We start from the raw sequence: 15,277 nt of genomic DNA, 5'->3' as shown, positions 1-15,277 counted from the left end.
CGGTCGCAGGTCCCGCCCTCCTATCTAAGCGCTTGTTCAGCTCCGGCGCCAAGGGGTGCGGGCCAGGGAACACACCGATCGGTTTCACCGCGCGGTAACCTCGCCGTATGGCCGGCACACAGAAGGCGTCCCCGCGCGAGAGGCTCCTCGACGCCGCCGCGCGGCTCTCGTACCGCGACGGCGTGTCCATCGGCGTCGAGGCGCTCTGCCGGGAAGCGGGTGTCTCCAAGCGGTCGATGTACCAGCTCTTCGACAGCAAGGACGAGATGCTGGCCGCGAGCCTGGAGCGACGGGTCCCGCGGTACCTGACCCTGTTCACGCACCCCGACCCGGAGGCCGCGAGCCCGCGCGAGCGCATCCTGTACGTCTTCGAACAGCTGGAGAAGGGTGCCGCGGACCCCGGCTACCACGGCTGCCCCTACCTGGCCGCGCTGGTCGAACTGAAGGACCCCGGGCACCCGGCGAGCGTGGTCGCGCGCGAGGTCAAGGAAGGCCTGGAGAAGAGCTTCCGCGCCGAGGCGGAGCGGGGCGGTGCCCGCGATCCCGGGCTGCTCGCCCGCCAGCTCCTGCTGGTCTTCGACGGTGCCAGCGCCCGGGCCGGCGCGAGGATCGAGCACCTGGACGACGGGCTCGCCACGGCGACGGCGACCGCCCTGCTGGACGCGGCGGGGGTCCGGTAGCCCCCCCGGACGGGCCAGCCCAGCGCGCCGATCCGGTCGCCCGCCCGGTCCAATGAAACCGTGACCGCGCCCCCCGACGACTGCCTCGCGCGCAACGAATGGATCTGCGGCGCCTATCTGAGCACCCGCCGCCAGATCCTGCTGGACGCGGTCGTCCAGCACCTCCAACTGACCTTCCTGTCAGTGCTGATCGGCCTGGCCGTCGCGCTGCCGCTCGCGGTGCTGGCCCGCCGCTGGGCCTGGGCGGCCGGCCCGGTGCTCGCGGTCACGACGATCCTGTACACCATCCCGTCGCTCGCCATGTTCTCCCTGCTCCTGCCCCTCTACGGCCTCTCGGCCACCCTGGTCGTCGCCGGGCTGGTGCTGTACTCGCTCACCCTGCTGGTCCGGAACATCCTCGCGGGCCTGCGCGCGGTCCCGGAGGAGACCCGGCAGGCCGCGCGCGGCCTCGGCTACGGCCCGGTCCGCCTGCTGCTCACCGTCGAGCTGCCCCTCGCCCTGCCCGCCGCGACGGCCGGCCTGCGCATCGCCACCGTCTCGGCGGTCTCCCTGGTCACCGTGGGCGCGATCGTCGGCTTCGGCGGGCTCGGCAACCTCATCTACGCGGGCATGAACACCTACTTCAAGGCCCAGGTGCTCACCGCGTCCGTGCTGTGCGTGCTGATCGCCGTCGCCGCCGACCTCCTCCTGCTCGGTGTGCAGCGGCTGATCACCCCCTGGACACGGCCCGCCCGAGGAAGAGCCCGCCGGCCGTGGAAGGCTCCCGGATCAGCCTCCCGGCCGTGGGCGGCCGCGGGACCGGCCCCCCGGCCGTGGAAGGCGCGCCGATGAGCCCCGCCCGGCCGCGGACGGTCCGCGGATGAACACCCTCACCGCCGCCTGGGACTGGCTCACCGACCCCGCGCACTGGTCGGGCGACGACGGCATCCGGCGCCGGCTGCTCCAGCATCTCGGGCTCACCGTCGTCTGCCTGCTCCTCAGCTGCCTGATCGCCCTGCCCGTCGCCCTCGTCCTCGGCCACCTCGGCAGGGGCGGCGCGCTCGCCGTGAACATCTCCAACGTCGGCCGGGCCGTCCCCACCTTCGCCGTGCTGGTCCTGCTGCTCCTGACACCGGTCGGCAGGTGGGGCGAGGGGCCGACGGTGGTCGCCCTGGTGCTGTTCGCCATACCGCCGCTGCTCACCAACGCCTACGTCGGGATGCGCGAGGTCGACCGCGGTGTGGTCCGGGCCGCGCGGGGCATGGGCATGACCGGCCGGCAGCTGCTGTTCCACGTGGAACTGCCCCTTTCGTTCCCCCTGCTGCTGAACGGGGTGCGGATCGCCGCCGTCCAGCTCGTCGCCACCGCCACCATCGCCGCGCTCGCGGGCGGCGGCGGCCTCGGCCGGATCATCACGGCCGGCTTCAACCTGGCCAGCACACCCATGGTGGTCGCGGGTGCGCTGCTCGTCGCCGTCTTCGCGCTCGTCGTCGAGGGCGTCTTCGAGATCGCCGAGCGGCTGGCACCGGCCTGGGCCAGGAGCGGCCGGTGAGGGGCCGTACGGCCCTGGCCGCGCTCGCGCTCCTCGCGCTGGGCGCCTGTGCCACCGGACCGTCCCTGGAGAACCGCGGCCGGGTCACCGCACCGCCCGGCGACAGCCGCCACCTGACCGTCGGCTCGGCCGGCTTCACCGAGAGCGATCTGCTCGCCCAGCTGTACGCCCAGTTGCTGAACCGGGCCGGCTACCGGACGTCCCTCCTGACCGTCGCCAACCGGGAACTGTACGAACCGGCCCTGGAGTCCGGCCAGATCGACGTCGTCCCCGAGTACGCGGCCACCTTCGCCGACTGGCTGGGTGCCAAGACGCACGGTGCCGACGCCGCCCCGGTCGGCTCACCCGACCTCGGCGCCACCATGCGGGCGCTGCGTGCCCTCACCGCGCCCCGCGGCCTCACCGTGCTCCCGCCGGGCCGGGCCGTCGACCAGAACGCCTTCGCGGTGACCGCCGCCTACGCCCGCCGGCACCGGCTGAGGACCCTGAGCGACCTCGGCGCCTCCGGACTGCGGGTACGGCTCGCGGCGGGCGACGAGTGCGTGCAACGGCCGTACTGCGCGCCGGGCCTGCGGAAGGTGTACGGCATCGACGTCACCGGCGTCGACCCCAAGGGCGTCGGCACCACCCAGGCCAAGCGGGCGGTGCAGGCCGGCCGGGACCAGATGGTGCTGACCACCACCACCGACGCCACCCTCGGCTCCTTCGGACTGGTCCTGCTCGCCGACGACCGGCACCTGCAGAACGCCGACTACGTCGTCCCGGTCGTCAACCGTTCCCGCGCGGGCGGCCCCGGTGTGGCGAAGGCGCTCGGCAGGCTCAACGACGTCCTCACCACAGGCGACCTGGCCGCCATGAACCAGCAGGTCGACAGCTGGCGGCGACTGCCGGCCGACGTGGCCCGCACCTATCTGAAGGACAAGGGCCTGCTGAAGTGATCCAGGCCAGGCCTCCGCCACCCGAACCCGGTCAGGCGTCCGCCACCGAGTCGAACGGCACCTGTCCCCGCGTCACCCCGCGCGCGTCCGCGTCCACCGAGCGGCGCAGCGCCTCGTGCAGCTTGGCCGGGGTCAGCACGCCGAGGAACCGGGCCCCCTCCAGCACCGCGACCCACCCGGCGTCGTACTGGAGCATCACCCCGAACGCCTGCTTCAGCGGTGCGCCGACCGGCACCCAGGCGGTCATCCGGTGGGTGAGGTCCCCGACCGTGCCGCCCGCCACCAGTTCGTCGATGCCGACCCAGCCGTGCAGGTCGCCGCCCGCGTCCAGGACCACCGCCCAGCGGGCGCCCTCGGCGCGCAGCCGCTCCCGCGCCCGCCCCGCGGGCTCGTCCAGCCGGGCCACCGGCGGCTGCTCCAGGTCGTCCCGCTCGATCGCGGTGACCGACAGCCGCTTCAGCCCGCGGTCCGTGCCCACGAAACCGGCGACGTACGGCGTCGCGGGCGCCCCGAGCACCGCGCCCGGCGTGTCGAACTGCTCGATGCGGCCCTGCCCGTACACGGCGATCCGGTCGCCGAGCCGGACGGCCTCCTCGATGTCGTGCGTGACCAGCAGCACCGTCTTGCGCACGGCGGCCTGCATCCGCAGGAACTCGTCCTGCAACTGCTCGCGCACCACCGGGTCGACGGCGCCGAACGGCTCGTCCATCAGCAGCACCGGCGGATCCGCGGCCAGCGCCCGCGCCACGCCGACCCGCTGCCGCTGCCCGCCGGACAACTGCTGCGGGTAGCGCGGCCCGTACGTCTTCGGATCGAGGCCCACCAGGTCCAGCAGCTCGGCCGCCCGCGCCCGCGCCTTCGCCCGCTTCCAGCCGAGCAGCGCGGGCACGGTCGCGGTGTTGTCCAGGACGGTGCGGTGCGGGAAGAGGCCCACCTGCTGGATGACGTACCCGATCCGGCGGCGCAGCCGCACCGGGTCGACGGTCGCGATGTCCTCGCCGCCGACGAGGATCCGGCCGGAGGTCGGCTCGATGAGCCGGTTCACCATCATCATGGTGGTCGTCTTGCCGCACCCGGAGGGGCCGACGAGCGTGACCAGTTCGCCCTCGGACACCTCGAAGGAGAGGTCGTCCACGGCCGTCGTCCCGTCCGGGTACCGCTTGGTGACCTGCTCGAACCGGACCATTCCCTCACGCTACGGCAGCATGGCCCGGGCCTCATCCCGCCGTGCCCCGACCGGCGGACGGCGGGGCGGTCAGCGCCCGGCCGTCAGCACGATCTTGCCGTACTGCGTGCCCGCCTCCATGTACCGGTGGGCCTCGACGACGTCCTCCAGCGGGAAGGTCCGGTCCACCACCGGGCGCAGGGTGCCGGTGCGCAGCCCCGAGTCGACGAAGGCGACGGCGCGCCGCATCCGTTCCGGGATCGCAAGGACCTCCCGGGTCACCGTGTAGGTGCGCATGTTCAGCGGGGGCATGCCCAGGTCGAACCCGGGGAAGGGGGTGGGTTCGCCGCTCTGCATCCCCCACAGCAGCAGCGTGCCGTCGGCGGCCACGGCCCGGGCCAGTTCCCGCACGCCCGGCCCGGCGACGGCGTCGAGGACGTGCTCGGCGCCCCGGCCGCCGGTCAGCTCCAGCACCCGGGCGGCCACGTCCTCCTCGTCGGAGACGATCACCTCGGCGGCGCCGTCGTCCAGCAGCCGTCGCCGCTTGGCGCGGGTCCGGGTGACGGCGACGGGCGTGGCGCCGAGCCGGTTCGCCGTCTGGATCGCGGCCAGACCCAGACCGCTGGAGGCCGCGTTCACCACGGCCACGTCCCCGGGCCGGATCCCGCCGACCTCCGCCATCGCGCCGTACGCGGTCAGGTAGGGCATCCACACGGCCGCCCCGCTGACCGGGTCCGTCCCGGGGGAGCGGGGGAGCAGCGCGGAGGCGGGGACGAGCGCGCGTTCGGCGTAGACGCCGTAGTCGTTGTGCGAGAAGTTCGGCACGACACCGACCGGCTGCCCGGGCACGACTCCGGTCACCCCGGGGCCGACGGCCTCCACCACGCCCGCCGCCTCGTTGCCGAGCCGGGCCGGGAACCGCTTGACCGGTTCGATGTACCGGCCGCTGCGGAACAGCCCGTCGGCCCGGTTCACCCCGATCGCCTCGATGCGCAGCAGCACCTCTCCGGGGCCCGGCTCACCCGGCTCCAGATCCTCCAGCCGCAGCACCTCCGGCCCGCCGGTCTCGTGGAACCGCACCGTCTTCGCCATGTCAACTCCCCCTTGTCGCACCGGTGATCGCGGACCACTCTCCGACAAAGTACGAGAGCTGTCAAACTACGAAGGTTTTCGTACAAGCGGGGTCGTCAGCCGAGCAGGATCACCTCCAGGGTGCGTGGGCCGTGCACGCCCTCCACCCGGTCCAGTTCGATGTCGCTGGTGGCCGAGGGGCCGGAGATCCACGTCAGCGGGCGGCCCGGATCGAGGCGTTCGAGGGCCTGCGGGACCGAGGACACGACCTGGTCCGGGACGCGGACGACACAGATGTGGTGGTCGGGGACGAGCGAGATACGGCGCCGGCCCTGGTCCGGGGAACCGTCGAGGACGATCGTGCCGGTCTCGGCGACCGCCACGGCGCACCCCGTCACCACGCTGTCGACCCGGTCCAGCCGCTGCGGGGTGTCCGCCGCCCGGTCGTCGACCCGCACGGCGTCCGCGGCGGCCGTCCACGCCGGTGGCAGCCCGGCCGGCACCAGCACCTCCCGGGAGCCCCGCTCGGCCAGCAGCCTCCCGATCAGCGCGGGCAGCCGGTCTTCCGTGCCGCGGTGCACGACCGCCCGGTAGTCCGCCAGGTTCTCCGCCAGCAGCTCCACCGTCTCCTCGACGGTCCGCCGCCCGTGCTCGCGCAGGTAGTCCCGCGGCACGGCCTCACCGTACGGCCGGTCGTCCGGCGCCACATCGGCGAGCGCGCGCCGCACCCGGCCCAGGATCCGCTCCCTGCCGCTCACTCGGCACCGTCCTTTCCGCCCCGCGTGCGCTGCCACCAGTCCCGGAAGGGCTCCGCCGGCACGGCCGGCAGGTCCCGGGTGCCGCTCCACGCCCGGCCGGGGCCCGGCAGGGTACGCGGGTGCAGCCGGCGGGTCCGCGAGGCCAGCCGCTGGCCCGCGCGCAGGGCGCCCGGGTGGCCGAACGCCCAGCGCGCCGCCCGCATCGCCGCCCGTTCGGCGGCGTGTCCCTTCGCCGGCCGGAGCACCACCTTGTTGCCCTGCCGCACCGCCGGACCCCCCTCCACCACCCGCTCCCGCAGGTGCACCAGCACCTCCGGGATGTCGATGGCGACGGGGCACACCTCGTAGCAGGCCCCGCACAGGCTCGACGCGTACGGCAGGGAGGCGTCGATCTCGCTCGCCGTACCCCGGAGCTGGGGGCTGAGGATGGCGCCGATGGGGCCGGGGTAGACGGAGCCGTACGCGTGCCCTCCGGCCCGCTCGTACACCGGGCACACGTTCAGGCAGGCCGAGCAGCGGATGCAGCGCAGCGCCTGGCGGCCGACCCGGTCGGCGAGGGTGTCGGTGCGGCCGTTGTCCAGCAGGACCAGGTGGAAGGCGCGGGGCCCGTCCTCGTCCGTGGTGCCCGTCCACATGCTGGTGTACGGGTTCATGCGCTCGGCGGTGGAGGAGCGGGGGAGGGTCTGGAGGAAGACCTCCAGGTCCCGCCAGGCGGGGACGACCTTCTCGATGCCGACGACCGAGATGAGGGTCTCCGGCAGGGTCAGGCACATCCGGCCGTTGCCCTCGGACTCCACCACCACGAGCGTGCCGGTCTCGGCGACCATGAAGTTGGCGCCGGAGATGCCGACCTTGGCGCGCAGGAACTTCTCCCGCAGGTGCAGCCGGGCCGCCTCGGCGAGTTCGGCGGGCGTGTCCGTGAGGTCGTCCGGCGCGGGACGGCCCCACCGGCCCATCTCCTTCCGGAAGATGTCCCGGATCTCGCCCCGGTTGCGGTGGATGGCCGGGACCAGGATGTGCGAGGGGCGGTCCTCGCCCAACTGGACGATCAGCTCGGCGAGATCGGTCTCGTAGGCGCGGATGCCCTCGGCCTCCAGGGCCTCGTTGAGGCCGATCTCCTGGGTGGCCATCGACTTGACCTTGACGACCTCCGACTCGCCCGTCTCCCTGACCAGCCGGGCGACGATCCGGTTGGCCTCGTCGGCGTCGGCGGCCCAGTGGACCGTACCGCCGGCCGCGGTGACCGACTCCTCCAACTGGAGGAGGTACCGGTCGAGATGGCGCAGCGTGTGGTCCTTGATCCGCCTGCCCGCCTCGCGCAGCGCCGCCCAGTCGGACAACTCGCCCACCGCCCTGGCCCGTTTGGCCCGGATGGTGTGGGTGGCGTGGCGCAGGTTGCCGCGCAGGGTGGGGTCGTGGACGGCGTCGTGCGCGGCCTTCGGGAAGGCCGGCATGCCCACGAACGTTCCGGTCATGCCGGTCCCTCCTCCGTCGTCGCGGTCATACCGCCGGTTCCTCCTCCGTGCTCGCCAGGATCTCCGCGATGTGCACCGGCCGCATGCCCGTCCGCAGCCGGCTCATCGTGCCACCGAGGTGCATCAGACAGGAGTTGTCGGCCGCGCACAGCACCTCCGCGCCCGTCGACTCGGCGTTGCGCACCTTGTCCGCGCCCATCGCCGCCGACACCTCCGCGTTCTTCAGCGCGAACGTCCCGCCGAACCCGCAGCACTCCTCGGCGCCCGGCAGCTCGACCAGTTCCAGTCCCCTGACCGCCCGGAGCAGCCGGCGCGGCCGGTCGCCGAGCCCCAGCCCGCGCAGCCCGTGGCAGGTCGGGTGGTACGTCACCTTGTGCGGATAGTGGGCGCCGACATCCGTCACCCCGAGCACGTCCACCAGGAACTCGGTCAGCTCGTACGTCTTCGGCACCACCGGCGCCAGCGTCCGCGCGAGGCCGTCCCCGCGCCCCTCGGCCCGCGCCCGTTCCCCCATCCGCGGATACAGCTCCCGCACCATCGCCCCGCACGAACCGGACGGCGTCACGATCGCGTCGTACTCCCGGAAGACATCGGAGAAGTGGCGGGCCAACGGTTCGGCCTCATGGCGGTAGCCGGTGTTGTAGTGCGCCTGCCCGCAGCAGCTCTGGCCCATCGGGAAGTCGACGTCGACACCCAGTCTGGTCAGCAGCTTCACCACGGCACGCCCGGTGTCCGGATACAGCGTGTCGTTGACACAGGTCAGGAACAGGGCGACACGCATCGCGGCTCCTCGGTGTCGGTCATCGGACGAGTGCAGGGTAGTCGGCGAGTCACGCCGAGGGGAGGGCGCGGCTCACCGCGCGGCGAGCCGGGCCTCGGCCGCCCGCCAGCGGCCGGTGTCGCCGCGAGGCGTGTACCGGGTGAGCGGCTGGGTCCGGGCCAGCAGCCGGCGCTGTGCGGCCAGGTCGCCGACGAGTCCGTGCGCGCGGGCCTGCACGAGGACGTTGCCGAGGGCCGCCGCCTCGGTCGCGCCGGCCACCACCGGCAGACCGCAGGCGTCGGCCGTCAGCTGGCACAGCAGCGCGTTGCGGGTGCCGCCCCCGACCAGGTGGACCACGTCCACCGGACGGTCGGCCAGCCGCTGGGCCTCCAGCACGGCCCGCCGGTGGGCGAGGGCCAGCGAGTCGAGGATGCACCGGGTGGTCTCGGCCCGGGTCTTCGGCACCGGCTGCCCCGCCACCCGGCACGCCTCGGCGATCCGCTCCGGCATCCGCCCCGGCGCCAGGAACGCCTCGTCCCCGGCGTCCACCACCGAGCGCAGCGCCGGCACGGTGGCCGCCTCCCGCAGCAGTACCCCCAGATCCGGCTCGCCCCAGGCCCGTACGCACTCCTGGAGCAGCCACAGCCCCATGATGTTGCGCAGATAGCGCACGGTGCCGTCGAGCCCCAGCTCGTTGGTGAAGTTCGCGGCCCGGCTCTCCTCGGTGAGCACGGGCGCGTCCAGCTCCAGCCCGGCCAGGGACCAGGTGCCGGTGCAGATGTAGGCGAAGCGCTCACCGGCCGCCGCCGGGATCGCGGCCACCGCGGAGGCGGTGTCGTGCGAGCCGACGGCCGTCACCGGCACCGGTCCCGCCAGGTCCGTCTCCGCCAGCACCTCCGGGCGCAGCGTCCCGGCCGGATCGCCCGGCCGCCGCAGCGGCGCGAACAGGCCGAGGTCGACGCCGAGCCGCTCGGCGACCCCGTACGCCCAGTCACGGGTGCGGGGGTCGATCAGCTGGGTGGTGGAGGCGTTGGTCAGCTCGGTGCCCTGCTCGCCGGTGAGCCAGTACGTCAGCAGGTCCGGGATGAGCAGCAGCCGCCGCGCACCGGCCGGTTGTGCGGTCGATCGGGCGGCCGTGAGCTGGTACAGGGTGTTGAACGGGGCGTACTGGATGCCGGTCGCCGCGTACAGCTCCGCCGCCGGCACGCTCGCCCACACCTTCTCCGCCACGCCCTCCGTGCGGGCGTCGCGGTAGTGCACCGGGTTGCCGAGCAGGGCCCCGTCGGCGTCCAGCAGTCCGTAGTCGACGGCCCAGCTGTCGACGCCCACCGAGGCGAGCCGTCCACCGCAGTGGGCACCGGCCGCCCGCAACCCGTCCAGCACACCCGCGTACAGGGCGAGCACGTCCCAGCGCAGCCCCTCCGGTACCCGCACCGGCCGGTTGGGGAACCGGTGCGCCTCGCTCAGCTCCACCGAGTCCGGGCCCACCCGCCCCACCATCACCCGCCCGCTGGAGGCGCCGAGATCGACGGCGGCGTACGACTTCACGCCCGCGCTCATCGCAGGAACGCGGCCGCCACACCCGCGTCGACCGGGATGTGCAGCCCGGTGGTGTGGGTGAGGTCCCCGCCGGTGAGCGCGAACACCGCGTTCGCCACGTGCTCGGGCAGCACCTCCCGCTTCAGCAGGGTCCGCTGCGCGTAGAACTCGCCCAGCTTCTCCTCCGGCACCCCGTACACCGCGGCCCGCTGCGCCCCCCAGCCCCCGGCGAAGATCCCGGACCCGCGCACCACCCCGTCCGGGTTGACCCCGTTCACCCGGATCCCGTGCTCGCCCAGCTCGGCGGCGAGCAGCCGCACCTGATGGGCCTGGTCGGCCTTGGTGGCGGAGTAGGCGATGTTGTCCGGCCCGGCGAAGACGGCGTTCTTCGAGGCGATGTAGACGATGTCACCGCCCAGCCCCTGCGCGGTCATCACCCGCGCCGCCTCCCTCGACACGAGGAAGGACCCGCGGGCCATGACGTCGTGCTGGAGGTCCCAGTCGTCCGCCGACGTCTCCAGCAGCGGCTTGGAGACGGAGATCCCGGCGTTGTTCACGACGAGGTCCACCCCGCCGAAGGCGAGCACGGCCGCCCGGAACGCGGCGACGATCTGCTCCTCGGACGTCACGTCCACGGTGACGGCGACCGCCGTGTCCGGACCGCCCAGCTCCTCGGCGACGGCCGAGGCGTTCTCCCCGTTCACATCGGCGACGACGACACACGCCCCCTCGGCCGCCAGCCGGTGCGCGATCGCCTTCCCGATCCCGCTGCCGGCCCCCGTCACGAGCGCGACGCGCGTGGCGAGCGGCTTCGGCGCGGGCATCCGCCGCAGCTTGGCCTCCTCCAGCGCCCAGTACTCGATGCGGAACTTCTCGGCTTCCTCGATCGGCGCGTACGACGAGACGGCCTCGGCCCCGCGCATCACGTGGACGGCGTTGACGTAGAACTCGCCGGCCACCCGAGCGGTCTGCTTGTCCTTGCCGAAGGAGAACATGCCGACGCCCGGGACGAGCACGACGGCCGGGTCGGCGCCGCGCATGGCGGGGGAGTCGGGCAGCGCGTGCCGCCGGTAGTAGGCGGCGTACTCCTCGCGGTAGGCGGTGTGCAGCTCCTTCAGCCGGGCCACGGCCTCGTCCAGCGGCGCCGTCGGCGGCAGGTCCAGCACGAGCGGCCGTACCTTCGTCCGCAGGAAGTGGTCGGGGCAGGAGGTGCCGAGGGCGGCCAGCCGGGGATGCCCGGCACGCGCGAGGAAGTCGAGGACGACGTCCGAGTCGTCGAAGTGCCCGACCTGGGGCCTGTCCCGCGAGGCCAGCGCGCGGACGTACGGCGCGAGAGCCGCCGCCCGCTCCCTCCGCGCGGCCTCGGGCAGCGCCTCGTACCCCTCGACGACCGGTCCGAACGGCTCCGCCTTCCCCCGCTCGGCGAGGAACGCCTCGGCGGTGCGGATGATGTGCAGCGAGTTCCGCTCGCACTCCTCGGACGAGTCGCCCCAGGCGGTGATCCCGTGCCCGCCGAGGACGCACCCGACGGCGCGCGGGTGGGCGGCCTTGATCGCGGCGATGTCCAGCCCGAGCTGGAACCCGGGCCGCCGCCACGGCACCCACACCACGCTGTCCCCGAAACACTCGGCGGTCAGCTTCTCCCCGTCGGCCGCACAGGCCAGCGCGATACCGGAGTCGGGGTGCAGGTGATCCACGTGCGGGGCGTCCACCAGGCCGTGCATGGCGGTGTCGATGGAGGGCGCGGCCCCGCCCCTGCCGTGCAGGCAGTAGTCGAACGCGGCAACCATCTCGTCCTCGCGCTCGACCCCCGGGTACACCTCCGCGAGCGCCCGCAGCCGGTCCAGCCGCAACACGGCCAGCCCGCCCTCGGTGAGCGTGCCGAGGTCGCCACCGGACCCCTTGACCCACATCAGCTCCACGTCACCGCCCGTGACGGGGTCGGTGGCGGTGCCTTTCGCGGAGGCGTTGCCGCCGGCGTAGTTGGTGGTGCGGGGGTCGGAGCCCAGGCGGTGGGAACGGCCGAGGAGTGCGGCGACTTCGGGGTGCGTGGTCATGAGTACGGTTCCTTTTCCGTAAAGAGGGACGTGTCGAAGGGGCGCGGGGAACTGCGCGGGACACCACGACGGACCCGCACCCCGCGACGGCGCTCGGGAGGCGGACGCTTCACGCCCCCCAGCCGGCCTGCTCCCCACCGACCCGCTCGGCGACGATCCGTTCGGCCCACCCGGACCGGGCATACGCGGCCATGGGATCGGGATCCAGCCCCGACTCCTCCCTGACCTCGGCGAGAAGCCCCCGCACATCGGTGTTGTAGGCGTCCATCAGCACGGCGTTGGCACCGAGGACGTCCCCGGCGGCCTGAGCCGCGGCCAAGGCCGCACGGTCGACCAGCAGCGCCTTGGCCGTGGCCTCCTGGACGTTCATCACCGACCGGATGATCGCCGGGATCTTCGGCTCGATGTTGTGGCACTGGTCGAGCATGAACGCGACCGCGGAGGTGAACCCCCCGCCCCGGACCACCTCGAACATGATCCGGAACAACTGGAACGGGTCCGCCGCCCCCACCATCAGGTCGTCGTCGGCGTAGAAGCGCGAGTTGAAGTCGAACCCGCCGAGCTTCCCCTCCCGCAGCAGCGTCGCCACGATGAACTCGATGTTGGTCCCCGGAGCGTGGTGCCCGGTGTCGACGACCACCTGGGCCCTGTCGCCGAGCTTGAGGCAGTGCACGTACGCGGTCCCCCAGTCCGGTACGTCCGTGGTGTAGAACGCCGGCTCGAAGAACTTGTACTCCAGCAGCATCCGCTGCCCCTCGCCGAGCCGCGCGTACACCTCGGCCAGCCCCTCGGCGAGCCGGTCCTGCCGGGCGCGGATGTCGTCCTGCCCGGGGTAGTTCGTGCCGTCGGCGAACCACAGCTTCAGGTCCCGCGACCCGGTGGCGTCCATGATGTCGACGCAGCGCAGCAGGTGGTCCACGGCCTTGCGCCGCACCGCCGCGTCCGGGTGGCAGACGCTGCCCAGCCTGTAGTCGTCGTCCTGGAAGGTGTTGGAGTTGACCGCGCCCAGCCGCACGCCCCGCTCCTCGGCGTACTTCGCGAGCGCCGCGTAGTCCTCCACCGTGTCCCAGGGGATGTGCAGGGCGACGGTCGGCGCGACGCCGGTGAAGGCGTGCACCTGTGCCGCGTCCTGAAGCTTCTCCCACGGCGAGCGCGGCACCCCGGCCTGGGCGAAGACCTTGAAGCGGGTCCCGGAGTTCCCGTACGCCCACGACGGCGTCTCGACGGCCTGGGTCCTGAGCGCGGCCTTCACCGCGGCGAGGTCGGTCACTTCGGGGCTCCTGTGAAGTCGGTGGACGACTGAGCGTGTGAAACGATTCAGGACGGCAAGCTAGGGGCCGCCCGAAGGGGTGTCAAGCAGTCCGACGGCCCCGGCCCTTCGCGACTCCGCCGCGACCTTCGGCTATCGAAACTTTTTCGATACGGACCCATTGACGTGACATGGCTGTGGTGCCTACCGTCCCGGCCATCCACTTGAAACCTTTCACAACCCGTGGTGGGAGCTGCCGATGCAGCGCGTGTGTTTCCTGCTGAAGGTCCGGGCGGACCGGCTCGCCGAGTACCGGGAGCGGCACGCCGCCGTCTGGCCGGAGATGCTGGAGGCCCTCAGGGCGACCGGCTGGCACAACTACTCGCTGTTCCTGCGCGAGGACGGCCTGCTCGTCGGCTACCTGGAGACGGAGGACTTCGCCGCCGCCCGGGCGGGCATGGCGGCCACCGACGTCAACGCCCGCTGGCAGCGGGAGATGGCGCCGTTCTTCGAGTCCCCGGACGGCGCCCGCCCCGACGAAGCCATGAATCCGCTCACCGAGGTGTTCCACCTCGCCTGACCACCTGGAGCCGAACATGAGACGACGCACCGTGCCGGCCGGCGTCCCCGCCGCCTCCGCCACGGCCGCCGGACCAGCGCGGGCGGCCGTCCCGGGCCCGTCGGTCACGAGCAAGGGCACCACCGAACTGGACGCCCGGGCCGTCTACTTCGTCTCCTACGACGGCCTGGTCAACAACAACTCCTTCCAGAAGAACGGCCTGTTGACCCACAAGGGCCACCAGTACGCCGCCTGGTACACGGCGAGCCGCGACGCGGTCGTCGCCCGCCGGGCCCTCGGGTCCGCCATCTGGTCGACGGTGACCCTGCCGCACCGGCTCAAGGCCGACGACTCCCACAACGTCATCTCCATGGGCGTCTCCGCGGCGGACGGCCGCCTCCACCTGAACATGGACTCCCACAGCGACGGCTTCTTCTACGTCAAGTCCGCCGCCGGGCTCCTGGACGACCCGGCCGGCACGGCCTGGACCCCGTCCGTCTTCGGCGCCGTACGGACGACCCTGGACGGGCTCGCGCTCACCCCGCAGTTCACCTACCCGCAGTTCGTCGCCACCCCGGAGGGCCGGCTCCAGCTCAGCTACCGCGCCGGGATCTCCGGCAACGGCCGCAACGCGCTGGCCGAGTACGACGGTACGCGCTGGACCGCGCTCGGGGAGTGGACCAGCGCGACCGGCACGTACACCGGTGAGCACGGCTCCAGCACGGCCCGGAACATGTACCTGCACGGCATCGACTACGACACGCGGGGACGGCTGCACGCCCTGTTCACCTGGCGGGAGCAGAACGCGGCCGTCATGCGCAGCGGCGGCGGCATCGCCAACCACGACACCGGCTACGTCTGGTCCGACGACCGCGGCCGTACCTGGCGCAACGACGCGGGCACCGTCGTCGGCACCACCGGCGGCCCGGACAAGGTCTGTGCCGGCGACGGCGGCCTCGTGGTCGACCCGCTGGGCCCGGACCACTCGCTGATGAACCAGGAGAGCCAGGCCACCGACTCCGCCGGCCGGCCGCACGCCGTCATCAGCTACGTCCCCGGCCGCTTCGGCCGGTGCACCACCGACTACGTCACCGACCGCACCGCCCACGGACGCGCCTTCCACCTGCGCAAGACGGCCTCCGGCGGCTGGCGGAAGACCGAGATCCCTGTCCCGCTCGCCTCCAGCCAGCGCACCAGGCTGGTCCTGGACCGGTACGACAACGCCTACGCCGTCCTCCCGTACGGCCGCATCGCCGCCGCGTCGCAGGCCTCCGGGTACACCGACTGGAGGCTGCTGTACGACGGCGGCGGACTGAACGCCTTCGGCGAGGTCGTCATCGACGAGACCCGGGTGAGGGCGGACAACGTGCTGTCCTTCCTGTACCAGGAGAAGTCCGCCGGCACCACGCCCTCGGCACTGCACGTGGCCGACTTCGCCCTGCCGGCGTGACGGTAATGTGAAGGTCGTCCCGCCGCATCCCCGTTCCCTGGAGGT

General features: G+C 73.1%; 14 protein-coding genes. 6 read left to right on the top strand and 8 right to left on the bottom strand.

All coding sequences use genetic code 11. The annotated features are described in order from the left end of the window. The first annotated feature begins 107 nt into the window (after positions 1–107). From IEZ20_RS17410 to IEZ20_RS17395, 4 genes are read left to right on the top strand one after another with little or no spacing between them, the layout of a single operon-like run. A complete protein-coding gene (locus IEZ20_RS17410; RefSeq protein ID WP_189299494.1) occupies positions 108–680 on the top strand; it encodes a TetR/AcrR family transcriptional regulator in 573 nt (190 codons plus the stop codon). Between the two features lie 60 nt (positions 681–740). Continuing rightward, positions 741–1,511, top strand: coding sequence for an ABC transporter permease (locus tag IEZ20_RS17405; RefSeq protein ID WP_189299492.1), 771 nt, complete (start codon positions 741–743; stop codon positions 1,509–1,511). A 28-nt stretch (positions 1,512–1,539) separates the two neighbouring features. Beyond that, on the top strand, positions 1,540–2,211 hold the full coding sequence (locus tag IEZ20_RS17400; protein ID WP_189299491.1) for an ABC transporter permease: 672 nt from the start codon (positions 1,540–1,542) through the stop codon (positions 2,209–2,211). After that, positions 2,208–3,149, top strand: coding sequence for an ABC transporter substrate-binding protein (locus IEZ20_RS17395; RefSeq protein WP_189299489.1), 942 nt, complete (start codon positions 2,208–2,210; stop codon positions 3,147–3,149). Before IEZ20_RS17400 ends, IEZ20_RS17395 begins: the two co-directional genes overlap by 4 nt. 31 nt (positions 3,150–3,180) lie before the next feature. Here IEZ20_RS17395 and IEZ20_RS17390 read toward each other — a convergent pair whose 3' ends face one another. The 8 genes from IEZ20_RS17390 to rhaI all read right to left on the bottom strand — a co-directional run bounded on the left by IEZ20_RS17390 (position 3,181) and on the right by rhaI (position 13,244). After that, on the bottom strand, positions 3,181–4,335 hold the full coding sequence (locus tag IEZ20_RS17390) for a betaine/proline/choline family ABC transporter ATP-binding protein (RefSeq protein WP_189299487.1): 1,155 nt from the start codon (positions 4,333–4,335) through the stop codon (positions 3,181–3,183). A gap of 69 nt (positions 4,336–4,404) precedes the next feature. Beyond that, positions 4,405–5,406 carry a zinc-dependent alcohol dehydrogenase family protein gene (locus IEZ20_RS17385; protein WP_189299485.1) on the bottom strand — a complete coding sequence of 334 codons (1,002 nt, stop codon included), beginning with the start codon at positions 5,404–5,406 and terminating at the stop codon, positions 4,405–4,407. 95 nt (positions 5,407–5,501) lie between these two features. Continuing rightward, positions 5,502–6,143 carry a LutC/YkgG family protein gene (locus IEZ20_RS17380; protein ID WP_189299483.1) on the bottom strand — a complete coding sequence of 214 codons (642 nt, stop codon included), beginning with the start codon at positions 6,141–6,143 and terminating at the stop codon, positions 5,502–5,504. Then, positions 6,140–7,618 carry a LutB/LldF family L-lactate oxidation iron-sulfur protein gene (locus IEZ20_RS17375; RefSeq protein WP_189299481.1) on the bottom strand — a complete coding sequence of 493 codons (1,479 nt, stop codon included), beginning with the start codon at positions 7,616–7,618 and terminating at the stop codon, positions 6,140–6,142. Before IEZ20_RS17375 ends, IEZ20_RS17380 begins: the two co-directional genes overlap by 4 nt. Before the next feature lie 25 nt (positions 7,619–7,643). Then, complete coding sequence (locus IEZ20_RS17370; protein ID WP_189299479.1) at positions 7,644–8,399, bottom strand: (Fe-S)-binding protein; 756 nt, start codon at positions 8,397–8,399, stop codon at positions 7,644–7,646. A 72-nt stretch (positions 8,400–8,471) separates the two neighbouring features. After that, entirely contained in the window at positions 8,472–9,938 is a 1,467-nt protein-coding gene (locus tag IEZ20_RS17365; protein ID WP_189299477.1) for a rhamnulokinase, read from the bottom strand. Further along, positions 9,935–11,974: a bifunctional aldolase/short-chain dehydrogenase gene (locus tag IEZ20_RS17360; protein ID WP_189299475.1), complete on the bottom strand. Its 2,040-nt coding sequence runs from the start codon at positions 11,972–11,974 to the stop codon at positions 9,935–9,937. The genes IEZ20_RS17365 and IEZ20_RS17360 overlap by 4 nt, the downstream gene beginning before the upstream one ends. 109 nt (positions 11,975–12,083) lie before the next feature. Beyond that, a complete protein-coding gene (rhaI, locus tag IEZ20_RS17355; RefSeq protein WP_189299473.1) occupies positions 12,084–13,244 on the bottom strand; it encodes an L-rhamnose isomerase in 1,161 nt (386 codons plus the stop codon). 238 nt (positions 13,245–13,482) lie between these two features. On the opposite strand from rhaI, the gene IEZ20_RS17350 reads away from it, so the two are divergent. Further along, on the top strand, positions 13,483–13,803 hold the full coding sequence (locus IEZ20_RS17350; protein WP_189299471.1) for an L-rhamnose mutarotase: 321 nt from the start codon (positions 13,483–13,485) through the stop codon (positions 13,801–13,803). Between the two features lie 16 nt (positions 13,804–13,819). Further along, positions 13,820–15,232 (top strand): BNR repeat-containing protein, encoded by a 1,413-nt coding sequence (locus tag IEZ20_RS17345; protein WP_189299469.1) that lies wholly within the window; start codon positions 13,820–13,822, stop codon positions 15,230–15,232. Positions 15,233–15,277 lie beyond the last annotated feature (45 nt).

Source organism: Streptomyces cinerochromogenes (assembly GCF_014648635.1).
GTDB lineage: Bacteria > Actinomycetota > Actinomycetes > Streptomycetales > Streptomycetaceae > Streptomyces > Streptomyces cinerochromogenes.
Note: the sequence above shows the minus strand (reverse complement) of the source record. Positions and strands in the feature narration are given on the sequence as shown.

Bases quoted from the DNA above. Each gene is read 5' to 3' on its own strand.
- IEZ20_RS17410 (WP_189299494.1), top strand. From the start codon at position 108: ATGGCCGGCACACAGAAGGCGTCCCCGCGCGAGAGGCTCCTCGACGCC.
- IEZ20_RS17400 (WP_189299491.1), top strand. From the start codon at position 1,540: ATGAACACCCTCACCGCCGCCTGGGACTGGCTCACCGACCCCGCGCAC.
- IEZ20_RS17390 (WP_189299487.1), bottom strand. From the start codon at position 4,335: ATGGTCCGGTTCGAGCAGGTCACCAAGCGGTACCCGGACGGGACGACG.
- IEZ20_RS17385 (WP_189299485.1), bottom strand. From the start codon at position 5,406: ATGGCGAAGACGGTGCGGTTCCACGAGACCGGCGGGCCGGAGGTGCTG.
- IEZ20_RS17375 (WP_189299481.1), bottom strand. From the start codon at position 7,618: ATGACCGGAACGTTCGTGGGCATGCCGGCCTTCCCGAAGGCCGCGCAC.
- IEZ20_RS17370 (WP_189299479.1), bottom strand. From the start codon at position 8,399: ATGCGTGTCGCCCTGTTCCTGACCTGTGTCAACGACACGCTGTATCCG.
- IEZ20_RS17365 (WP_189299477.1), bottom strand. From the start codon at position 9,938: ATGAGCGCGGGCGTGAAGTCGTACGCCGCCGTCGATCTCGGCGCCTCC.
- IEZ20_RS17360 (WP_189299475.1), bottom strand. From the start codon at position 11,974: ATGACCACGCACCCCGAAGTCGCCGCACTCCTCGGCCGTTCCCACCGC.
- IEZ20_RS17350 (WP_189299471.1), top strand. From the start codon at position 13,483: ATGCAGCGCGTGTGTTTCCTGCTGAAGGTCCGGGCGGACCGGCTCGCC.
- IEZ20_RS17345 (WP_189299469.1), top strand. From the start codon at position 13,820: ATGAGACGACGCACCGTGCCGGCCGGCGTCCCCGCCGCCTCCGCCACG.